The organism is Cyanobium gracile UHCC 0281, from assembly GCF_034931305.1.
Taxonomy (GTDB): Bacteria; Cyanobacteriota; Cyanobacteriia; order PCC-6307; family Cyanobiaceae; genus Cyanobium; species Cyanobium gracile_A.
Map to the genome: position 1 here is coordinate 37,557 of NZ_JAYGHY010000012.1, position 16,016 is coordinate 53,572.

General features: G+C 65.9%; 12 protein-coding genes and 1 tRNA gene. 9 read left to right on the forward strand and 4 right to left on the reverse strand.

Annotation, left to right across the window (positions count from 1 at the left end; translation table 11 throughout):
- Positions 1 to 98: 98 nt before the first annotated feature.
- Positions 99 to 866 (reverse strand): hypothetical protein, encoded by a 768-nt coding sequence (locus VB739_RS05735; RefSeq protein ID WP_323356146.1) that lies wholly within the window; start codon positions 864 to 866, stop codon positions 99 to 101.
- A 238-nt stretch (positions 867 to 1,104) separates the two neighbouring features.
- Here VB739_RS05735 and VB739_RS05740 point away from each other — a divergent pair.
- The 3 genes from VB739_RS05740 to VB739_RS05750 all read left to right on the forward strand — a co-directional run bounded on the left by VB739_RS05740 (position 1,105) and on the right by VB739_RS05750 (position 2,131).
- A tRNA-Arg gene (locus VB739_RS05740) sits at positions 1,105 to 1,178 on the forward strand.
- Positions 1,179 to 1,295: 117 nt separating this feature from the next.
- Entirely contained in the window at positions 1,296 to 1,613 is a 318-nt protein-coding gene (locus VB739_RS05745; protein ID WP_323356147.1) for a hypothetical protein, read from the forward strand.
- 38 nt (positions 1,614 to 1,651) lie between these two features.
- Entirely contained in the window at positions 1,652 to 2,131 is a 480-nt protein-coding gene (locus VB739_RS05750) for a hypothetical protein (protein ID WP_323356148.1), read from the forward strand.
- A gap of 9 nt (positions 2,132 to 2,140) precedes the next feature.
- Here the strand turns inward: VB739_RS05750 and VB739_RS05755 are convergent, their stop codons facing one another.
- Positions 2,141 to 4,702 carry a glycogen/starch/alpha-glucan phosphorylase gene (locus VB739_RS05755; RefSeq protein ID WP_323356149.1) on the reverse strand — a complete coding sequence of 854 codons (2,562 nt, stop codon included), beginning with the start codon at positions 4,700 to 4,702 and terminating at the stop codon, positions 2,141 to 2,143.
- A gap of 161 nt (positions 4,703 to 4,863) precedes the next feature.
- Between VB739_RS05755 and VB739_RS05760 the strand changes: the two genes are divergently transcribed.
- Positions 4,864 to 6,237: a cation:proton antiporter gene (locus VB739_RS05760; RefSeq protein ID WP_323356150.1), complete on the forward strand. Its 1,374-nt coding sequence runs from the start codon at positions 4,864 to 4,866 to the stop codon at positions 6,235 to 6,237.
- A gap of 23 nt (positions 6,238 to 6,260) precedes the next feature.
- On the opposite strand, the gene VB739_RS05765 is transcribed toward VB739_RS05760, so the two are convergent.
- Positions 6,261 to 6,584, reverse strand: coding sequence for a hypothetical protein (locus VB739_RS05765; RefSeq protein WP_323356151.1), 324 nt, complete (start codon positions 6,582 to 6,584; stop codon positions 6,261 to 6,263).
- Between the two features lie 78 nt (positions 6,585 to 6,662).
- Here VB739_RS05765 and VB739_RS05770 point away from each other — a divergent pair, with 78 nt between their 5' ends.
- The 5 genes from VB739_RS05770 to VB739_RS05790 are packed head-to-tail and all read left to right on the forward strand — an operon-like array spanning position 6,663 to position 14,811.
- A complete protein-coding gene (locus VB739_RS05770) occupies positions 6,663 to 7,568 on the forward strand; it encodes an alpha/beta fold hydrolase (protein WP_323356152.1) in 906 nt (301 codons plus the stop codon).
- A 52-nt stretch (positions 7,569 to 7,620) separates the two neighbouring features.
- Positions 7,621 to 9,735 carry an acyltransferase family protein gene (locus VB739_RS05775; RefSeq protein WP_323356153.1) on the forward strand — a complete coding sequence of 705 codons (2,115 nt, stop codon included), beginning with the start codon at positions 7,621 to 7,623 and terminating at the stop codon, positions 9,733 to 9,735.
- The gene (locus VB739_RS05780) at positions 9,735 to 11,831 is read left to right on the forward strand and encodes an acyltransferase family protein (protein WP_323356154.1); all 2,097 of its coding nucleotides are present in this window, start codon (positions 9,735 to 9,737) and stop codon (positions 11,829 to 11,831) included. The genes VB739_RS05775 and VB739_RS05780 overlap by 1 nt, the downstream gene beginning before the upstream one ends.
- Positions 11,831 to 13,951 carry an acyltransferase family protein gene (locus tag VB739_RS05785; RefSeq protein ID WP_323356155.1) on the forward strand — a complete coding sequence of 707 codons (2,121 nt, stop codon included), beginning with the start codon at positions 11,831 to 11,833 and terminating at the stop codon, positions 13,949 to 13,951. The genes VB739_RS05780 and VB739_RS05785 overlap by 1 nt, the downstream gene beginning before the upstream one ends.
- Entirely contained in the window at positions 13,948 to 14,811 is an 864-nt protein-coding gene (locus VB739_RS05790; RefSeq protein WP_323356156.1) for a galactose mutarotase, read from the forward strand. The genes VB739_RS05785 and VB739_RS05790 overlap by 4 nt, the downstream gene beginning before the upstream one ends.
- Here VB739_RS05790 and VB739_RS05795 read toward each other — a convergent pair.
- Positions 14,790 to 16,001, reverse strand: a complete 1,212-nt coding sequence (locus VB739_RS05795; RefSeq protein ID WP_323356157.1) for an FAD-binding oxidoreductase — start codon at positions 15,999 to 16,001, stop codon at positions 14,790 to 14,792. The two genes, VB739_RS05790 and VB739_RS05795, sit on opposite strands and share 22 nt — an antisense overlap.
- Positions 16,002 to 16,016 lie beyond the last annotated feature (15 nt).

Sequence of the window (16,016 nt, forward strand, 5' to 3'; positions counted from 1 at the left end):
AGGAGGGGCGCTTCGGCCAGGAATGGAGTTGTGACCAGCACGTGGGCAAAAAAAAGCCCCCACCGAAGTGGGGGCCAAAAACCTTGAAAGCGCTAGGCTCAGGCGGTTTGCTTGATGCGGCGACGCAGCTTGCGTGAGAGGCCGAAAGCGGCACCCGCACCCAGGATGGGGAGCGGGCCGGGGACGGTCTCACCGTCGTCAAACTTCTGGGTGACGCTGTCGGTGATGCCTTGAACGGAGTTGCTAGGCAGGTTAGCCACAATCAGCTTGGAAATGAAGTCAGCTGAAACGGGTTGAACGGCGACTCCGAATGTCTTGGGACCGTTGGAGTTGACGATGATGGGTTGACTCTGGGTGGTGGTGATATCCAGGATTTCGTCGTTGGTGGAGACGTTAAGGGTCTTGGTCCAAGCCGGAATGTTGGAGCCGATGACCGATGAGGTAGCCGACGTATTTGCGCTCTCCAGCCTCTGACCGCTGTTGAGAGCATCAAAGATGGTCATCGTGTAGCCGAACTCGTAAGTGCCTGGCGCGAAATTGGCGAGGGCAGCAAGAGTGTGGTTGGTACCGCTGAAGGTGAAGTTGAAGACCCCGCTGTTGAGGGCGCCGCCTGTGTCAGTGGTGAGGAAGAAGCTGCTGTAGATCTTGTCGCCTGAGGTGCAGGCAAAGTCTCCAGAAAAAATGGTGGCACCTGGAGTGAAGGCGGTGCAGTTGGCGGGCTTGCTGCTGCCGTCGACCCCACCGGGCCACTCGTTGCCGGAGGGAGCGAACTCCTGGGCTTGGGCCGGGGCAACGGAAAGAAGAGAAGCGGCCAGGCTTGCGCTGAGCGCAGCCCCAAGGCCTATAGGCGTTCTGAGCGAAAGCATGGTGGGTAGACGGAAAGGACTCGTACCGGCGGAATACTACCACCTCTCACCCGTTTCACAGAATCAGCTTCCCCAGGTTCGCAAACCCGCACAGTCAGGGCTCGCGTCTGGACCGCCGCCGCCGCCCCAGCACTCGGTTTTACGGCCCCAGGCCCCAGCGGCCCCCGGACTGTCTCCCACTCCCGCGGATCCTTCGCTGGGCGTCGCTGGCCCCCGTAGCCTTCATAATCACTTGGAAGGGGCTGTAGCTCAGCCGGATAGAGCGACGGTTTCCTAAACCGTAGGTCGTGGGTTCGAGTCCCGCCAGCCCCGTTCCGAGTGCCGCAGGCCCCCCCAGGGAGGCATCGGCTGACCCGTAACGACCGCTACCCCTGGTGGCCTTCCCAAACCAGACACCCTCGCTAGCGTGTGGCCAGTCGTCAGCAGTGGATGACCCAGCTTCACGACCTGCGCCTGCGGTTGCTGGTGCAACAGGAGAGCGAGGCCATCGCCCACGCCCACCCCGATGAGCTGGATCTCTCGGTGGTGCAGGCCCGCTGCCTCTGCTGGCTGGCCCTGCTGGCCGACGCCCATGAGGAGCAGGCCATCGATGCCGAACGCCGCGGCGACGTGGAGCAGGCCATGGGCTGGTTCGCCGATTCCATGCGCCTGCGCGATGTGATCCAGGTGGTGAGCTCGATCGAAATTCCCCTGCCGCTGCTCAGTGAGGCGGGGGATCGGCCCGATCAAGGCCCCCTGGCGGCCTGACGGTGCCATGATGGTTGTTGAATGAAAGAAGGGACGCGGTGCCAGAAGAGCCCTGCCAATGTCCTGATTGCCAGCGGTTCTATCGGGAACACGACCGGCTGATCCGAGAAAATCCCAGCCTCCGTCAGCAGCAGGAGCTCAACTGGGCCGCCCTCCAGTCGTTCCGTACCCTGGCGGGCCGGGTGCTTGAGGAGCTCCAGAAGCAGCACGGCGACGGCGACACGCCACCCGCCCCTGCGGCTCCCGAGGCCGACCTGCAGGAGGTCAACGGCGAGGCTGCTCCCGAAAACGATGCGATCCAGCAGGCCATGGCCGATCTGGAGAACATCAATGCCCACCTGTTCTCCATCGAGGCCCTGATGGAGCGCATCTTCGATGTGAGGGTGCCCGAGCCGGTGGAGCAGACCTTCCGGGAGGTGGCCGGTGAGCTGGCCCCCGACCCCCTCAACGCCGACCGTCTGCGCCTGAACCGGCTGCTGCATCAGACACCCGATCTGCCCGATCACCGGGGCGGCTGAGCCAAGCGATCACTGCGGCGCTGGCAGCTGCCGTCCCTTCACCTGAGCCTCGTCGATCTGGCAGGTGATCGTCACCGGGAAGGTCTCGGCCCGCCAGATTCGCTCGGCATAGTCCCTGATCGAGCGATCGGAGGAGAACTTGCCGCTGCGGGCCGTGTTGAGCAGCGACATCCTGTTCCAGAGAGGGCGATCGTTCCAGGCCTTGCTCACCGCTTCCTGGGCTTCCAGGTAGGCCTTGAAGTCGGCCAGCACGAAGAAGGGATCGTGGCCGATGAGATTCTCCAGCAGCGGCCGGAACAGTTCCGTGTCGCCATTGCTGAAGTGGCCGTACTCGATCAGGTTCAGCGTCTCCCGCAGCTCGGGGCTGGCGTCGATGTGGTCCCAGGGCCGGTAGCCCTCCTCCCTGAGGCGGGCGATGCCTTCGGTGGTGCGGCCGAACAGGAAGAAGTTGTCGTCCCCCACCTCCTCGCGGATCTCAACGTTGGCGCCATCGAGGGTGCCGATGGTGAGGGCGCCGTTCATCATGAATTTCATGTTGCCGGTGCCGGAGGCTTCCAGGCCGGCGGTAGAGATCTGCTCGGAGAGGTCGGCGGAGGGGTAGACGCGCTCACCGAGCTTGACGTTGTAATCGGCCAGGAAGATGACGCGCAGGCGGCCATCCATGTCGGGGTCGGCGTTCACCACATCGGCGATGCCGTTGATGAAGCGGATGATCAGCTTGGCCATGGCGTAACCCGGGGCGGCCTTGCCGCCGAAGATCACGGTGCGGGGGGCCTGGCCATCGGCGAGGCCGTTTTTGATGCGCAGGTACTGGGCGATCACCTGCAGGGCATTGAGGTGCTGGCGCTTGTACTCGTGGATGCGCTTCACCTGCACGTCGAACATCGAGGCCGGATCCACCAGCACGCCCGTGTGGCGATGGATGTAGTGCGTCAGGTGGCGCTTCACCGACAGCTTGGTGGCCCCCCAGTTCTCGAGGAAGCCGCCGTCGTCGGCGTAGCGCTCCAGCTGGCGCAGCTCCTCGAGGTTGCGCACCCAGCCGTCGCCGATCGTCTCATTCAGCAGGGCCGAGAGCTGGGGATTGGCCAGGGCCAGCCAGCGGCGCGGCGTCACGCCATTGGTGACGTTGGTGAACTTGTCGGGCCAGTGGTTGGCGAATTCGGGGAACAGCTCCTGCTTCACCAGGTCGCTGTGCAGCGCGGCCACACCGTTGACGTGGTGGGAAGCGATGGTGGCCAGGTGGGCCATGCGGACGGCCTTCTCGCCGGTTTCATCGATGATCGAGAGCCGGCGCAGCACGCCCTCGTTGCCGGGGTGGCGCAGGCGCACCTGCTGCAGGAAGCGGCGGTTGATCTCGAAGATCAGCTCCAGGTGGCGGGGCAGCAGGGACCCGAACAGATCGAGGCCCCACTTTTCGAGCGCCTCGGGCAGCAGGGTGTGGTTGGTGTAGGAGAGGCAGGCGGTGGTGATCGCCCAGGCGGCCTCCCATTCGAGGTGTTTGTCGTCGAGGAGCAGCCGCATCAGTTCAGCGACGGCGATCGAGGGATGGGTGTCGTTGAGCTGGACGGCCCAGTGGTCGGGGAACTCCTGGATGGGAATGCCGCGGGCATCCAGGCTGCGGATCATGTCCTGCAGGGAGCAGCTGACGAAGAAGTGCTGCTGCTTGAGGCGCAGCTGGCGGCCCTTGGCGGTGCCGTCGTTGGGATAGAGCACCTTGCAGAGGGTTTCTGAGCCCACCTTCTCCTCCACGGCGCCGTAGTAGTCGCCGCTGTTGAAGGCATAGAAATCGAAGGATTCGGTGGCATCGGCCCGCCAGAGGCGCAGCCGGTCACAGGTGTTCACCCGGTAGCCCAGCACTGGCACGTCGTGGGGGACGCCGATGGCGTGCTCGGCGGGGATCCAGCGCACCCGGTAGGCGCCTTGGTGGTCGCGGTAGCTCTCGGTGTGGCCGCCGAAGCCCACGAAACAGGCCTGGTCGGGGTGGGGGATCTCCCAGGGCCAGCCGGCCTTGAGCCACTTGTCGGTGATCTCCACCTGCCAGCCGTCGCGGATCAGCTGGTCGAAGATGCCGAACTCGTAGCGGATGCCGTAGCCGGTGGCGGGGATCTCGAGGGTGGCGAGAGATTCGAGGAAGCAGGCGGCCAGGCGACCCAGTCCGCCGTTGCCCAGGCCCGGTTCCTCCTCCACATCGAGGATCTCCTCGATGTCGTTGATGCCGAACTGCTTGAGGGCCTCGGCGGCCTCCTCCTGGATGCCCAGCATCAGCAGGTTGTTGCCGAGCTGGGGGCCGATCAGGAACTCGGCCGAGAGATAGGCCACGATCCGCTTGGGGTTGGCGGCAATCGCTTCAATGCCCGCCAGGTAGCGGGTCATCAGCCGGTCGCGCACGGCGTAGCTGAGCGCCATGTAGAGGTCGTGGCGGCTGGCGCTGGGGGCGAGTTTGCCGAGCGTGTAGAAGAGGTGCTCGGTCATGCCGTCGAACACGTCCGTCGCCGTCAAGCCGCTGCGATCGGGGTCCGCGAAGCACCCGGGCGTGGGCAGGCTCAGGTTGCGGGGTTGATGGTCGTTCATGGCGGTCGGCGCGCGGTGATCCCTCAGGCACAGGTCTGGCCGTGCGTCTCCAGACCGTAGCGGTGGTTGCCATTCCTCTCGCCCGGCCTGTTGGGAGATCAGCAACGGCACACCTGGGCGACGCCAACGCCCTTAGCGTCCGCTCGGCACTGATTGCGTCCATGTTCGCGCCCAGCCTTCTGCTTGAAGTCGGCACCACCCAGATCGAGACGGTGGAAACGCTGCTGGAGGTGGGTCGCTATCTGGTCATCTTCCTGGTGGCCCGGGCCCTGGCGGAGCTGATGGTGCGCCTCAAGCTGCCCACGATCCTCGGCGAACTGGTGGCAGGCGTGCTGATCGGCGTCACCGGGCTGCACCTGATTCTTCCGCCAGCCGCCCATGCCGAGCTCAACCAGGTCATGCTCGATCTGGTCGGTTCCTGCGCCGGGGTCAGCCCCGAGACCGTGGCCGAGATCTACACCGAGAGCTTCCCGTCCCTGGAGGCCACCGCCAAGCTTGGTCTCTATGCCCTGCTGTTTCTCACGGGCCTGGAAAGCGAACTCGACGAGCTGATGGCCGTGGGCCAGCAGGCCACCACCGTGGCGATCACCGGTGTGCTGTTGCCCTTTGCCCTGGGCACGGCTGGTTTGTTTTACCTCTTCCATGTGCCGCTGTTTCCGGCGGTGTTTGCCGGTGCCTCGATGACCGCCACCAGCATCGGCATCACCGCCAGCGTCTTCGGCGAACTGAAGTTCCTCAAGACCCGGGAAGGCCAGACCGTGATCGGTGCCGCCGTGCTCGACGACATCTTCGGCATCGTGATCCTGGCGGTGGTGGTGGCCCTGGCCGGAGACGGGGTGCTCGCCGCCGGTCCGATCCTGCAGCTGGTGCTGGCGGCGGCGGTGTTCGTGGCCGTGGCCCTGTTCCTGAGCCGCACCGCCGCGCCGGCCTTCGACTGGGTCCTCGATCGCCTCAGGGCCCCAGGGGAAGTGGTGGTGGCCGGTTTCGTGGTGCTGGGCCTGTGCTGCTTCATCGCCGAGGCCATCGGTCTGGAGGCGGCCCTGGGGGCCTTCGCCGCCGGCCTGATCCTTAGCGCCTCCAAGCACACCAAGGCGATCCAGCAGTCGGTGAAGCCCCTGGTGGCCCTGTTCGCCACCGTCTTCTTCGTGCTGATCGGCAGCGCCCTCGATCTGTCGGTGATGAATCCCCTCAACCCCGCCAACCGCGAAGGGCTGGTGGTGGCCCTGTTCCTGCTGGCCGTTGCGATCGTCGGCAAGGTGGCCGCCGGCTGGAGCTACCTCAGCGTGCAGAAGACCAACCGGCTGGTGGTGGGTCTGGGGATGATGCCCCGCGGGGAAGTGGGTCTGATCTTCCTGGGTCTGGGCAGCCAGGCCGGCATCCTTTCGACGCCCCTGGAGGCGGCCATCCTCTTGATGGTGATCGGCACCACGTTCCTGGCGCCGTTGTTGCTGCGCCTGGCACTCAGCGGCGTCGAGGTCCCCACGGAGGCCCCCGCCGATGGGTCTGCAGATAGGCCCACCGAGCAGGCCGCCTGATCCCCGGGCCGGTCTGGCTGGCCTCAGCGCTGTCGGTCGTCGTCTCTGCCGGCGGCCAGGCTCAGCGACAGGCCCGCCAGGACGGCGATCAAACCCAGGCTTCCGGCCCAGCCAGGCCCGAGGGCCCAGCTGAGCAGCAGTTCCACCACCAGGCCCACCGCCAGGGCCAGCAGCAGGCTGCCGCCCACCAGCACCAGTTGCTGCAGCCCCTCCTCCAGGGACGCCTCGGCCAAGGCCTGCTCCAGCCGGCCCAGCGGCACGCTCAGGGGCAGGTAGAGGGCCAGGGCCCACAGGGCCACCCCCGGCAGCAGTGGGCTCAGGTCGGCGAGGGTGAAGGCGTCAGACATGGCGGCAGGCGCAGGGGGCGGGGCCGCACGCTGGTCGGGCTTCCTAGCATCGTCTCTCACTGCAATGCCGCGGCGTCCATGGCTTCGTCACCCGAAACCACCTGGCAGTTCCTGGGCCATCGGGTGCACGCCGTGCATGCGGCTCCTGAGCAGCCCACCGGGCCGGCGATCCTGCTGGTGCATGGCTTCGGGGCCTCCACCGACCACTGGCGCTTCAACATTCCTGTGCTGGCCCGCACCCATGAGGTTCACGCCATCGATCTGCTCGGCTTCGGCCGCAGCGCCAAACCCGCTGGCCTCACCTACGGCGGCGCCCTCTGGCGCGACCAGCTCTGCGCCTATGTCAACGAGCGGATCGGTCGGCCCACGGTGCTGGTGGGCAACTCCCTCGGCGGCTTTGCCGCCCTGGCCGCCGGCGCCGCCCTGGGGGAGGGGGCCGCGGGCGTGGCGCTGCTGAACGCCGCCGGCCCCTTCAGCGACGAGCAGCAGCCACCCCAGGGGTGGGGCGCCATCGCCCGCCAGACGATCGGGTCGGCCCTGCTGCGCAGTCCGGTGCTGCAGCGCCTCCTGTTCGAGAACATGCGCCGCCCCGCCACGGTGCGCCGCACCCTCAATCAGGTCTACATCGACCGCACCAACGTCGACGACGAGTTGGTTGAAGCGATCCTGCGGCCCTCGCGTGATCCAGGGGCCTTCGGCGTGTTCCGCACCGTCTTCGACATTCCCCGCGGTCAGCCCCTCGACGAACTCTTTGCCGGGCTCACGGCACCGTTGCTGCTGCTCTGGGGCATCCGCGACCCCTGGATCAACGCCGCCGGTCGCCGGGCCAGTTTCCAGCGGCACGCGCCGGCCCGCACCACCGAAGTGGTGCTCGACGCCGGCCACTGCCCCCACGACGAGGTGCCCGACCAGGTGAACCGGGCTCTGCTGGAGTGGCTGGCGGGTCTGGTGGAAAGCCCGGTTGCCGCGCTGACCGCTGGCTGAACCCAGCGGCGGCTCCCGGTCGGTACATTTCCCTCCACAAAGGGGGGCAGGGTTGATCGCCGCCGTCACAAACACCGCAGCCGTCCCAACGGCAAGCGGCAAGGAGACCGGAGCTGGTGGCAAGGCGGGTGGCTTTGGCTACCGGCCGGACATCGATGCGCTGCGAGGAGCGGCGATGCTGGCGGTGCTGGTGTTCCACCTGAACAAGGGGTGGCTGCCGGGTGGGTTCACGGGAGTGGACATCTTCTTTGTGATCTCGGGCTATGTGGTGATGGGCTCGCTGCTGAGCAAGGCGGCCAGCCAGCCGCTGGGGCCGCGGTTGGGGAATTTCTATCTACGGCGTGTGCGGCGTCTGCTGCCGAACCTGCTGGCGTGCCTGGCTGTGACAAGCCTGGCTGTGGCGGCGTTGATCCCGCCCTTCGAGAGCGGGCCCTACTTCAACGCGGCCCTGAAGGCGCTGTTCGGGTGGTCGAACAACTTCCTGATGGGTCAGATCGATTACTTTGCCCGCGACGCGGACCTGAATCCGTTTCTGCACACCTGGTCGCTGGGCGTGGAGCAGCAGTTCTACCTGGTGTTTCCGCTGCTGCTGTTGGGGATCGGCTATGGGGTGCGGCGGAGCGTGCCGCTGCTGATAGCGCTGACGGTGCTGTCGCTGGGGGCGAGCTGGTGGTGGACGCAGAACGCGCCGATGGCGGCATTTTTCCTGATGCCGAGCCGGCTGTGGGAGCTGACGAGTGGATCGTTGCTGCTGGTGGCGCAACGGCGTGGGCTGCTGGGTGCGGGCTGGCTGAAGGGCCGCTGGCTGCGGCTGGCCGGCGGAGCGCTGCTGGTGTGGGCGGTGGTGATGACGTCAGAGCGGGAGGGCTTCCCGGTGCCTGGGGTGCTGCCGGCGGTGCTGGGGACGCTGCTGGTGCTGCAGGCGGGCCCCGGTGAGGGCGGGAGATTTCTGCCGGGTCGTTGGCTGGAGCGGTTTCTGCTGACGTGCGGACTGTTGTCGTATTCGCTGTACCTGTGGCACTGGCCGGTGATCGTGCTGCTGCGCTGGACGTGGGGGATGGAGACGTGGTGGCAGTACATGGTGGCGGTGGCCGGGAGCGTGGTGCTGGCGGTGGCGGCGTATGGGCTGGTGGAGCAACCGGTGCGGCGCCATCCGCTGACGTGGTGGTGGGAGACAGGGCTGGCGCTGCTGGCGGTGGTGGGGTTGTGGCTGGGAATCGATGCCTTGCACCACCAGTTCCGGGGAAGGTTGTTCATCGGCAGTGATCCCACGCCGGTGCCGCGCCACGAACGCGTGCAGGAATGGGATCCCACCATTCTGGGAACGTTGATTGATAAAAACTGCACATTGAATTACTGGACGCCCTATGGTCCGGAATCCCGGCCCAATTATGATCGCTGCCAGAAGCCAGGCCGGCCTGGCGCTGGCGAAATTTTCCTGCTGGGTGATTCCCATGCCCAGCATCTGCTGCCGATGCTGGACGAGGTGACACGTCGCACCGGTCAACGCATCACCTTCTCGAACAAACCCTCGTGCTTCCTCGATCCAGCACTGACCGTGGAGCTCAATCAGAAGCCTTATCAGCCCTGTACGGATTTTGCCGCTGGTGAGATGAAGCGTGCCATTGAGAGGCTCAAGCCAGGGGATATCGTCATGATTTCAAGTAACCTTCACAATTATCTCTCCAGTGCTCAGGGCATTGGCTCTGAACTCGAGTCGTCGGCACGACTTGATGGCAGGCAGCTCAACATCTCCGAGTTGCGTCGGGCTCACCAGACTTCAATGCGTGCTTATGCCATGTTCCTTCAGCAGCGAGGAATTCAATTGGTGCTAGTGGTGGATAATCCTCCCCTTTCCCAGGACATTGTTTTCTGTCCCAAGGGTTCTCAACGAAGTTGTGCCTTTGATCCCAAGGTCACCTTCGCCAGGCAGAGTGTCGTTGCCTCCATTCTCAATGAAACGGCTGCAGGACTCAAGAACGTGCATGTTTTCGACCCTGCCAAGGCCCTGCTTGAGGCCTCAGGACAGGTGCGCTATCGAGATGGAAGAGGAACTGTGATCTATTCCGATTCCCACCACCTCAGCGTGACCGGCAGTCGATCCCTGGCAGAGCCGTTTGAGCGATTCCTGGTGGAGTCCGGTCTGATCCCGGCGGCGTCCCGCTGATGGTGGCCGCGACCACCAGCAGCCCCGTCGCCTCCTCGGGCCAAGCGTCGGCACCTGGGCGGTTTGGCTACCGGCCGGACATCGATGCGCTGCGAGGAGCGGCGATGCTGGCGGTGCTGGTGTTCCACCTGAACAAGGGGTGGTTGCCGGGTGGGTTCACGGGCGTGGACATCTTCTTTGTGATCTCGGGCTATGTGGTGATGGGCTCGCTGCTGAGCAAGGCGGCCAGCCAGCCTCTGGGGCCGCGGTTGGGGAATTTCTACCTGCGGCGTGTGCGGCGTCTGCTGCCGAACCTGCTGGCGTGCCTGGCTGTGACAAGCCTGGCTGTGGCGGCGTTGATTCCGCCCCTGGAGAGCGGGCCCTACTTCAACGCGGCCTTGAAGGCGCTGTTCGGGTGGTCGAACAACTTCCTGATGGGTCAGATCGATTACTTTGCCCGCGACGCGGACCTGAATCCGTTTCTGCACACCTGGTCGCTGGGTGTGGAGCAGCAGTTCTACCTGGTGTTTCCGCTGCTGCTGCTGGGGATCGGCTATGGGGTGCGGCGGAGCGTGCCGCTGCTGACGGCGCTGACGGTGTTGTCGGTTGGGGCGAGCTGGTGGTGGACGCAGAACGCGCCGATGGCGGCCTTTTTCCTGATGCCGAGTCGGTTGTGGGAACTGACGAGCGGCTCGTTGCTGCTGGTGGCGCAACGGCGCGGGCTGCTGGTGGCGCCGTGGCTGAAGGGCCGCTGGCTGCGTCTGGCGGGTGCGGCGCTGCTGCTGTGGGCGGTGGTGGCGACATCGGAGCGGGAGGGCTTTCCGGTGCCGGGGGTGCTGCCGGCGGTGCTGGGGACGCTGCTGGTGCTGCAGGCGGGCCCCGGTGAGGGGGGGAGATTCCTGCCGGGTCGCTGGCTGGAGCGTGGTCTGCTGACGGCGGGCCTGCTGTCGTATTCGCTGTACCTGTGGCACTGGCCGGTGATCGTGCTGCTGCGCTGGACGTTGGGGATGGAGACGTGGTGGCAGTACGGGTTGGCGGTGGTGGGGAGTGTGGTGCTGGCAGTGGCGGCGTATGGGCTGGTGGAGCAACCGGTGCGGCGCCATCCGCTGACGTGGTGGTGGGAGATGGTGCTGGCCCTGCTGGCGGTGGTGGGCCTGTGGCTCGGGATCGATGCGTTGCACCACCAGTTCCGGGGCAGGTTGTTCATCGGCAGTGACCCCAATCCAGTCCCGCTCCATGAGCGGATCAACAACTTCAATCCGATGATTCCCGGTACTGGAATCACTCCTTCATGCACCGTTCCGGTTGGCAAGCCCTACGACCTGACGACGCGACCGAACTACGACCTCTGCCAGAAACCTGGCAAGCCTGGTGCTGGAGAAATCTTCCTGTTGGGTGATTCCCATGCCCAGCATCTGCTGCCGATGCTGGACGTGGTGACAAGCCGCAGCGGACAGCGACTCACCTTTGCCGCCATGGGGGGCTGCTTCCCTGATCCCTTGGTGCAGATCAATTGGGGGATGCAGGAGTATGGCCCATGCCAAGAGTTCGTCAGCGGCGAGATGGACCGGGCCGTTGAACGCCTGAAGCCGGGTGATATTGTGATGTTGTCTAGTTGGTTGAACCATTATATCGCCGATATTGACCCAAGGGGACAGCCGAATGCGGCGCTGAAGGAGTCGAGAGGTCGTCGCCTTTCGGCATCACAGGCGCGTGAGATGCATGTGGCCAGCATGCGCAGCTTTGCCAAGCGTCTTGCAGCGCGCAATATCCAATTGCTGCTATTTGTCGATACGCCAGAGCTGGCCAGGGAAATGATGTTCTGCCCACGAGACTTCAGCAGAACCTGCTCTCCCGATCCCCAGATAACCGCTCGCATGCAGCAGACCATTCGCGAAACATTGAACGCCGCAGCCTCTGGATTGCCCAATGTCCATGTCTTTGACTCCACCCCAGCTTTCCTTGATCCGATGGGTCGGGTGATCTACCGAAAGCCTGACGGGACGCCCCTGTTTGCCGACTCCAATCACCTCAGCATGACCGGCAGCCGATCCCTGGCTGAGCCGTTTGAGCGTTTTCTGGTGGAGTCCGGTCTGATCCCGGCACCGTCCCGCTGATGGTGGCCGCGACCACCAGCAGCCCCGTCGCCGCCTCGGCCAAGGCGTCGGCCCCTGGGCGCTTTGCCTACCGGCCGGATATCGATGCGCTGCGTGGTGCGGCGATGCTGGCGGTGCTGGTGTTCCACCTGAACAAGGGGTGGCTGCCGGGTGGGTTCACGGGCGTGGACATCTTCTTTGTGATTTCGGGCTACGTGGTGATGGGCTCGTTGCTGGGCCAGGCCAGCAAGCCGTTCTGGCCGCGGTTGGGGAATTTCTACCTGCGGCGTGTGCGGCGTCTGCTGCCGAACCTGCTGGCGTGCCTGGCTGTGACAAGCCTGGCTGTGGCGGCGTTGATCCCGCCCTTGGAGAGCGGGCCCTACTTCAACGCGGCCCTCAAGGCGCTGTTCGGATGGTCGAACAACTTCCTGATGGGTCAGATCGATTACTTCAATCCGGATGCGGACCTGAATCCGTTTCTGCACACCTGGTCGCTGGGTGTGGAGCAGCAGTTCTACCTGGTGTTTCCGCTGCTGCTGCTGGGGATCGGCTATGGGGTGCGGCGGAGCGTGCCGCTGCTGACGGCGCTGACGGTGTTGTCGGTTGGGGCGAGCTGGTGGTGGACGCAGAACGCGCCGATGGCGGCCTTTTTCCTGATGCCGAGTCGGTTGTGGGAACTGACGAGCGGCTCGTTGCTGCTGGTGGCGCAACGGCGCGGGCTGCTGGTGGCGCCGTGGCTGAAGGGCCGCTGGCTGCGTCTGGCGGGTGCGGCGCTGCTGCTGTGGGCGGTGGTGGCGACATCGGAGCGGGAGGGCTTTCCGGTGCCGGGGGTGCTGCCGGCGGTGCTGGGGACGCTGCTGGTGCTGCAGGCGGGCCCCGGTGAGGGGGGGAGATTCCTGCCGGGTCGCTGGCTGGAGCGTGGTCTGCTGACGGCGGGCCTGCTGTCGTATTCGCTGTACCTGTGGCACTGGCCGGTGATCGTGCTGCTGCGCTGGACATTGGGGATGGAGACGTGGTGGCAGTACGGGTTGGCGGTGGTGGGGAGTGTGGTGCTGGCGGTGGGTGCGTATGGGCTGGTGGAGCAACCGGTGCGGCGCCATCCGCTGACGTGGTGGTGGGAGATGGTGCTGGCCCTGCTGGCGGTGGTGGGTCTGTGGCTGGGGATCGATGCGTTGCACCACCAGTTCCGGGGCAAGTTGTTCATTGGTCCCGATCCGGATCCTGTGCCCTTTCGGGAGCGCATTCATACCTATGACCCCTACATCTTGAACAGCGGCATCAAAGAGAAGAACTGCACGGTCCCGATTGGCAAGCCCTACGGCCTGGCGACGCGACCGAACTACGACCTCTGCCAGAAACCTGGCAAGCCTGGGGCACGAGAGATCTTTCTGCTGGGCGACTCCCATGCTTTGCATTTGGTGCCGATGCTCGATTCGGTAACCAGCCGCACGGGACAGCGGCTGACGCTTGCTTTTCAAATGGCCTGCTTCCTTGACACGTCCATGGTGGCGACTCTGGGAAATGTGAAGTTCCCCGTTTGTCAGGATCTCGCCAGAGGTGAGATGGAACGCGCCCTTGAGCGTTTGAAGCCCGGTGATATTGTGATGATCTCAAGCTGGCTGAATTCTTATCTTTCGGGATTGTCCTCCAGTGGTAAGCCTTCACCCATGGTGGTGGAGAAGCATGGCAGGCGGATCAACCCCCCTGAGGCGAGAGCGATCCATGTCGCGAACCTTCGCCGATTTGCCAAGCAGTTGGCGGCCAGGGACCTGCATTTGGTGCTTACGGTGGATACACCCATGCTGTTGCAAAAGCCCATGGAATGCAGGCCGAAGCCTGGCCAATGGGAGCAATGTTCACCAGAGCCGCAGATCACCGCTCGCATGCAGCAGACCATCAGGGAGACCCTTACGGAGGCTGCGGCTGGATTGTCGAATGTGCATCTGTTTGATCCCAGCCCTTTCTTCCTTGACGCTGAAGGTCGCGTTACCCCCATGCGGCCAGACGGAACACTGCTCTTTTCCGATGACCATCACCTGAGCGTGTCGGGGAGCCGATCGCTGGCGGGTCCGTTCGAGCGCTTCCTGCAACAGCAGGGCCTCACCAGCCCCGGGCCCACCCCCTCCGCCCCCTCGCCATGACCCTGCATCCCCCCACCGGGGCTTCCCCCCACTGGCGCTTCACCGATCCGGCCAGCGGCGATTCCCTCACGGTCGTCCCCGAGCGCGGCGGGCTGGTCACGGGCTGGTGCTGCGGCGGCAGCGAGATCCTCTACTTCGATGCCGAGCGCTTCGCCGACCCCGCCAAGTCGGTGCGGGGGGGGATCCCTGTGCTCTTCCCCATCTGCGGCAATCTGCCCGGCGACGAGCTCGTGCTGCCCCAGGGGCGCTTTCCATTGCCCCAGCACGGTTTTGCCCGTGATCTGCCCTGGTCGATCGCTCCGCTCCCGGCAGGGGACGGCGTGCGCCTGCGCCTGGAAGACAGCCCCCTCAGCCGCCCCCATTTCCCCTTCGCCTTCGTCCTCGAGCTGGAGCTGCGGCTGCAGCCCTCGGCCCTGGCGATCACGGCCCGGATCAACAACCGGGGTGAGGCCGGTGCGGCGCCCCTCCCCTTCAGCCTGGGCCTGCACCCCTACATCGCCGTCGCCGATCTGGCCCGCGTGCGGCTCGAAGGCCTGCCGGCGGACTGCTTCGACCACCTCAGCATGGCTCCGGCTGCCACTGCTGATCAGCTGTCCCGGCTGGAGCAGGGGGTGGATTTTCTCTGCAGCGGCCAGGGCCCGGTGCGCCTGGTGGATCCAGCGGGGGGTCGGGTGGTGACGCTGTCCCCCTCGGCGCCGATGGATCTGGTGGTGGTGTGGAGCGACCCGCCTCGGCCCATGCTCTGCCTGGAGCCCTGGAGCGGGCCGCGGGGAGCCCTGAGCACGGGAGAACGGCGCCTGCTGGTGCCCGCCGGGGAGTCCCTGGAGCTGGGTTGCCGCTACAGCGTCGAAACGCTCTGAGCAACGCCCGGCAGCCGGCCCGGCGCCAGCTGCCCGGCCGGATCGAAGCGGCGCTTGATCGCCTCGATCAGCGGCCGCGACGGGGCATCCAGCCAGGCCGGCAGGCCGGCCACCGGCGGCTGGCGCAGCACGGTGAGATGGCCCCCCAGCTCCGTGCAGAGGCTGCGCAGTGCCAGCATCTGGCCTGAGGTCACAGTGGCCTGGGGTTCCTCCGAGCCTGTCCAGGCCAGGCCGAGGCCGCTGCCGGCCGCCATGTCCACGGACAGGCCGGCCAGGGCTGGGGCCTGCATCAGGGTCTCAAGCCGGTCGGGGCTGACGCCGAGCCGCAGCAGCCAGGCAGGCGCGGTGGCCGCCGTGCTGGGCGTGGCGGCGCCTCCCCGGGCTCGGGCCAGCCAGGCCTCGGTGGTGGTGGCGTCCAGCACTCGGGCCTTCAGGCTGCTGCGCTCCTGCAAACAACGCACCTGCTCTTCCAGGGTGGCCGCATCAACGCTGGCCAGGCCGATCAGCAGCAGGGGTTCCGATGCCAGGCCGGCAGCGCTGGCCAGGCTGCCATTCCACCAGTCGATCCGCTCCGGGCTGAGGCTGGAGCCCAGCAACCAGCGGCTGAGCAGGGCCAGAGCGCCGGTCTGGCCCTGGAAGCAGACACTGCGGCGCAGGGGCGGCTGGGGCAGGGTGCGCAGGGTCAGTTCGGTGATCAGGCCCAGGGAGCCCCAGCTGCCGGTGAACAGCCGCATCAGGTCGTAACCGGCCACGTTCTTCACCACCTTGCCGCCGGCCCTGGCCGTCACCCCATCGGCCCGCATCAGCTCAAGGCCGATCAGCTGGTCCCGCACCCCCAGGTAGCGCTGGCGGTAGCCGCCCGCCAGGCCCCGGGCCACCAGGCCACCGATGCTGCCGGCGGTGGCGCCATCGCCGTCCCCCCAGGGGGCATCCACGGACAACCACTGGCCATGGTGTCCGAGAACCTCCTGCACCTCCACCAGTGGTGTGCCGGCGGCCACGGTGATGGTGAAATCGCCGGGGTTGAACTCCCGCACCCCCCGCAGAGCGGCGCAGCTGAGCACCGTGCAGGGCCCCTGGAGCGGCGGTCCCCAGTCGAGGCGGCTGCCCAGGCCCGCGGGCAGCCAGGCCGAACCTTGCCGGTGCAGGTCCCGCACCAGCTCCTGCAGCTCGCTGGGCTCAGGTCGCATCACGGCACGATGGTG

Bases quoted from the DNA above. Each gene is read 5' to 3' on its own strand.
- VB739_RS05735 (WP_323356146.1), bottom strand. From the start codon at position 866: ATGCTTTCGCTCAGAACGCCTATAGGCCTTGGGGCTGCGCTCAGCGCA.
- VB739_RS05745 (WP_323356147.1), top strand. From the start codon at position 1,296: ATGACCCAGCTTCACGACCTGCGCCTGCGGTTGCTGGTGCAACAGGAG.
- VB739_RS05755 (WP_323356149.1), bottom strand. From the start codon at position 4,702: ATGAACGACCATCAACCCCGCAACCTGAGCCTGCCCACGCCCGGGTGC.
- VB739_RS05760 (WP_323356150.1), top strand. From the start codon at position 4,864: ATGTTCGCGCCCAGCCTTCTGCTTGAAGTCGGCACCACCCAGATCGAG.
- VB739_RS05765 (WP_323356151.1), bottom strand. From the start codon at position 6,584: ATGTCTGACGCCTTCACCCTCGCCGACCTGAGCCCACTGCTGCCGGGG.
- VB739_RS05770 (WP_323356152.1), top strand. From the start codon at position 6,663: ATGGCTTCGTCACCCGAAACCACCTGGCAGTTCCTGGGCCATCGGGTG.
- VB739_RS05780 (WP_323356154.1), top strand. From the start codon at position 9,735: ATGGTGGCCGCGACCACCAGCAGCCCCGTCGCCTCCTCGGGCCAAGCG.
- VB739_RS05785 (WP_323356155.1), top strand. From the start codon at position 11,831: ATGGTGGCCGCGACCACCAGCAGCCCCGTCGCCGCCTCGGCCAAGGCG.
- VB739_RS05790 (WP_323356156.1), top strand. From the start codon at position 13,948: ATGACCCTGCATCCCCCCACCGGGGCTTCCCCCCACTGGCGCTTCACC.
- VB739_RS05795 (WP_323356157.1), bottom strand. From the start codon at position 16,001: ATGCGACCTGAGCCCAGCGAGCTGCAGGAGCTGGTGCGGGACCTGCAC.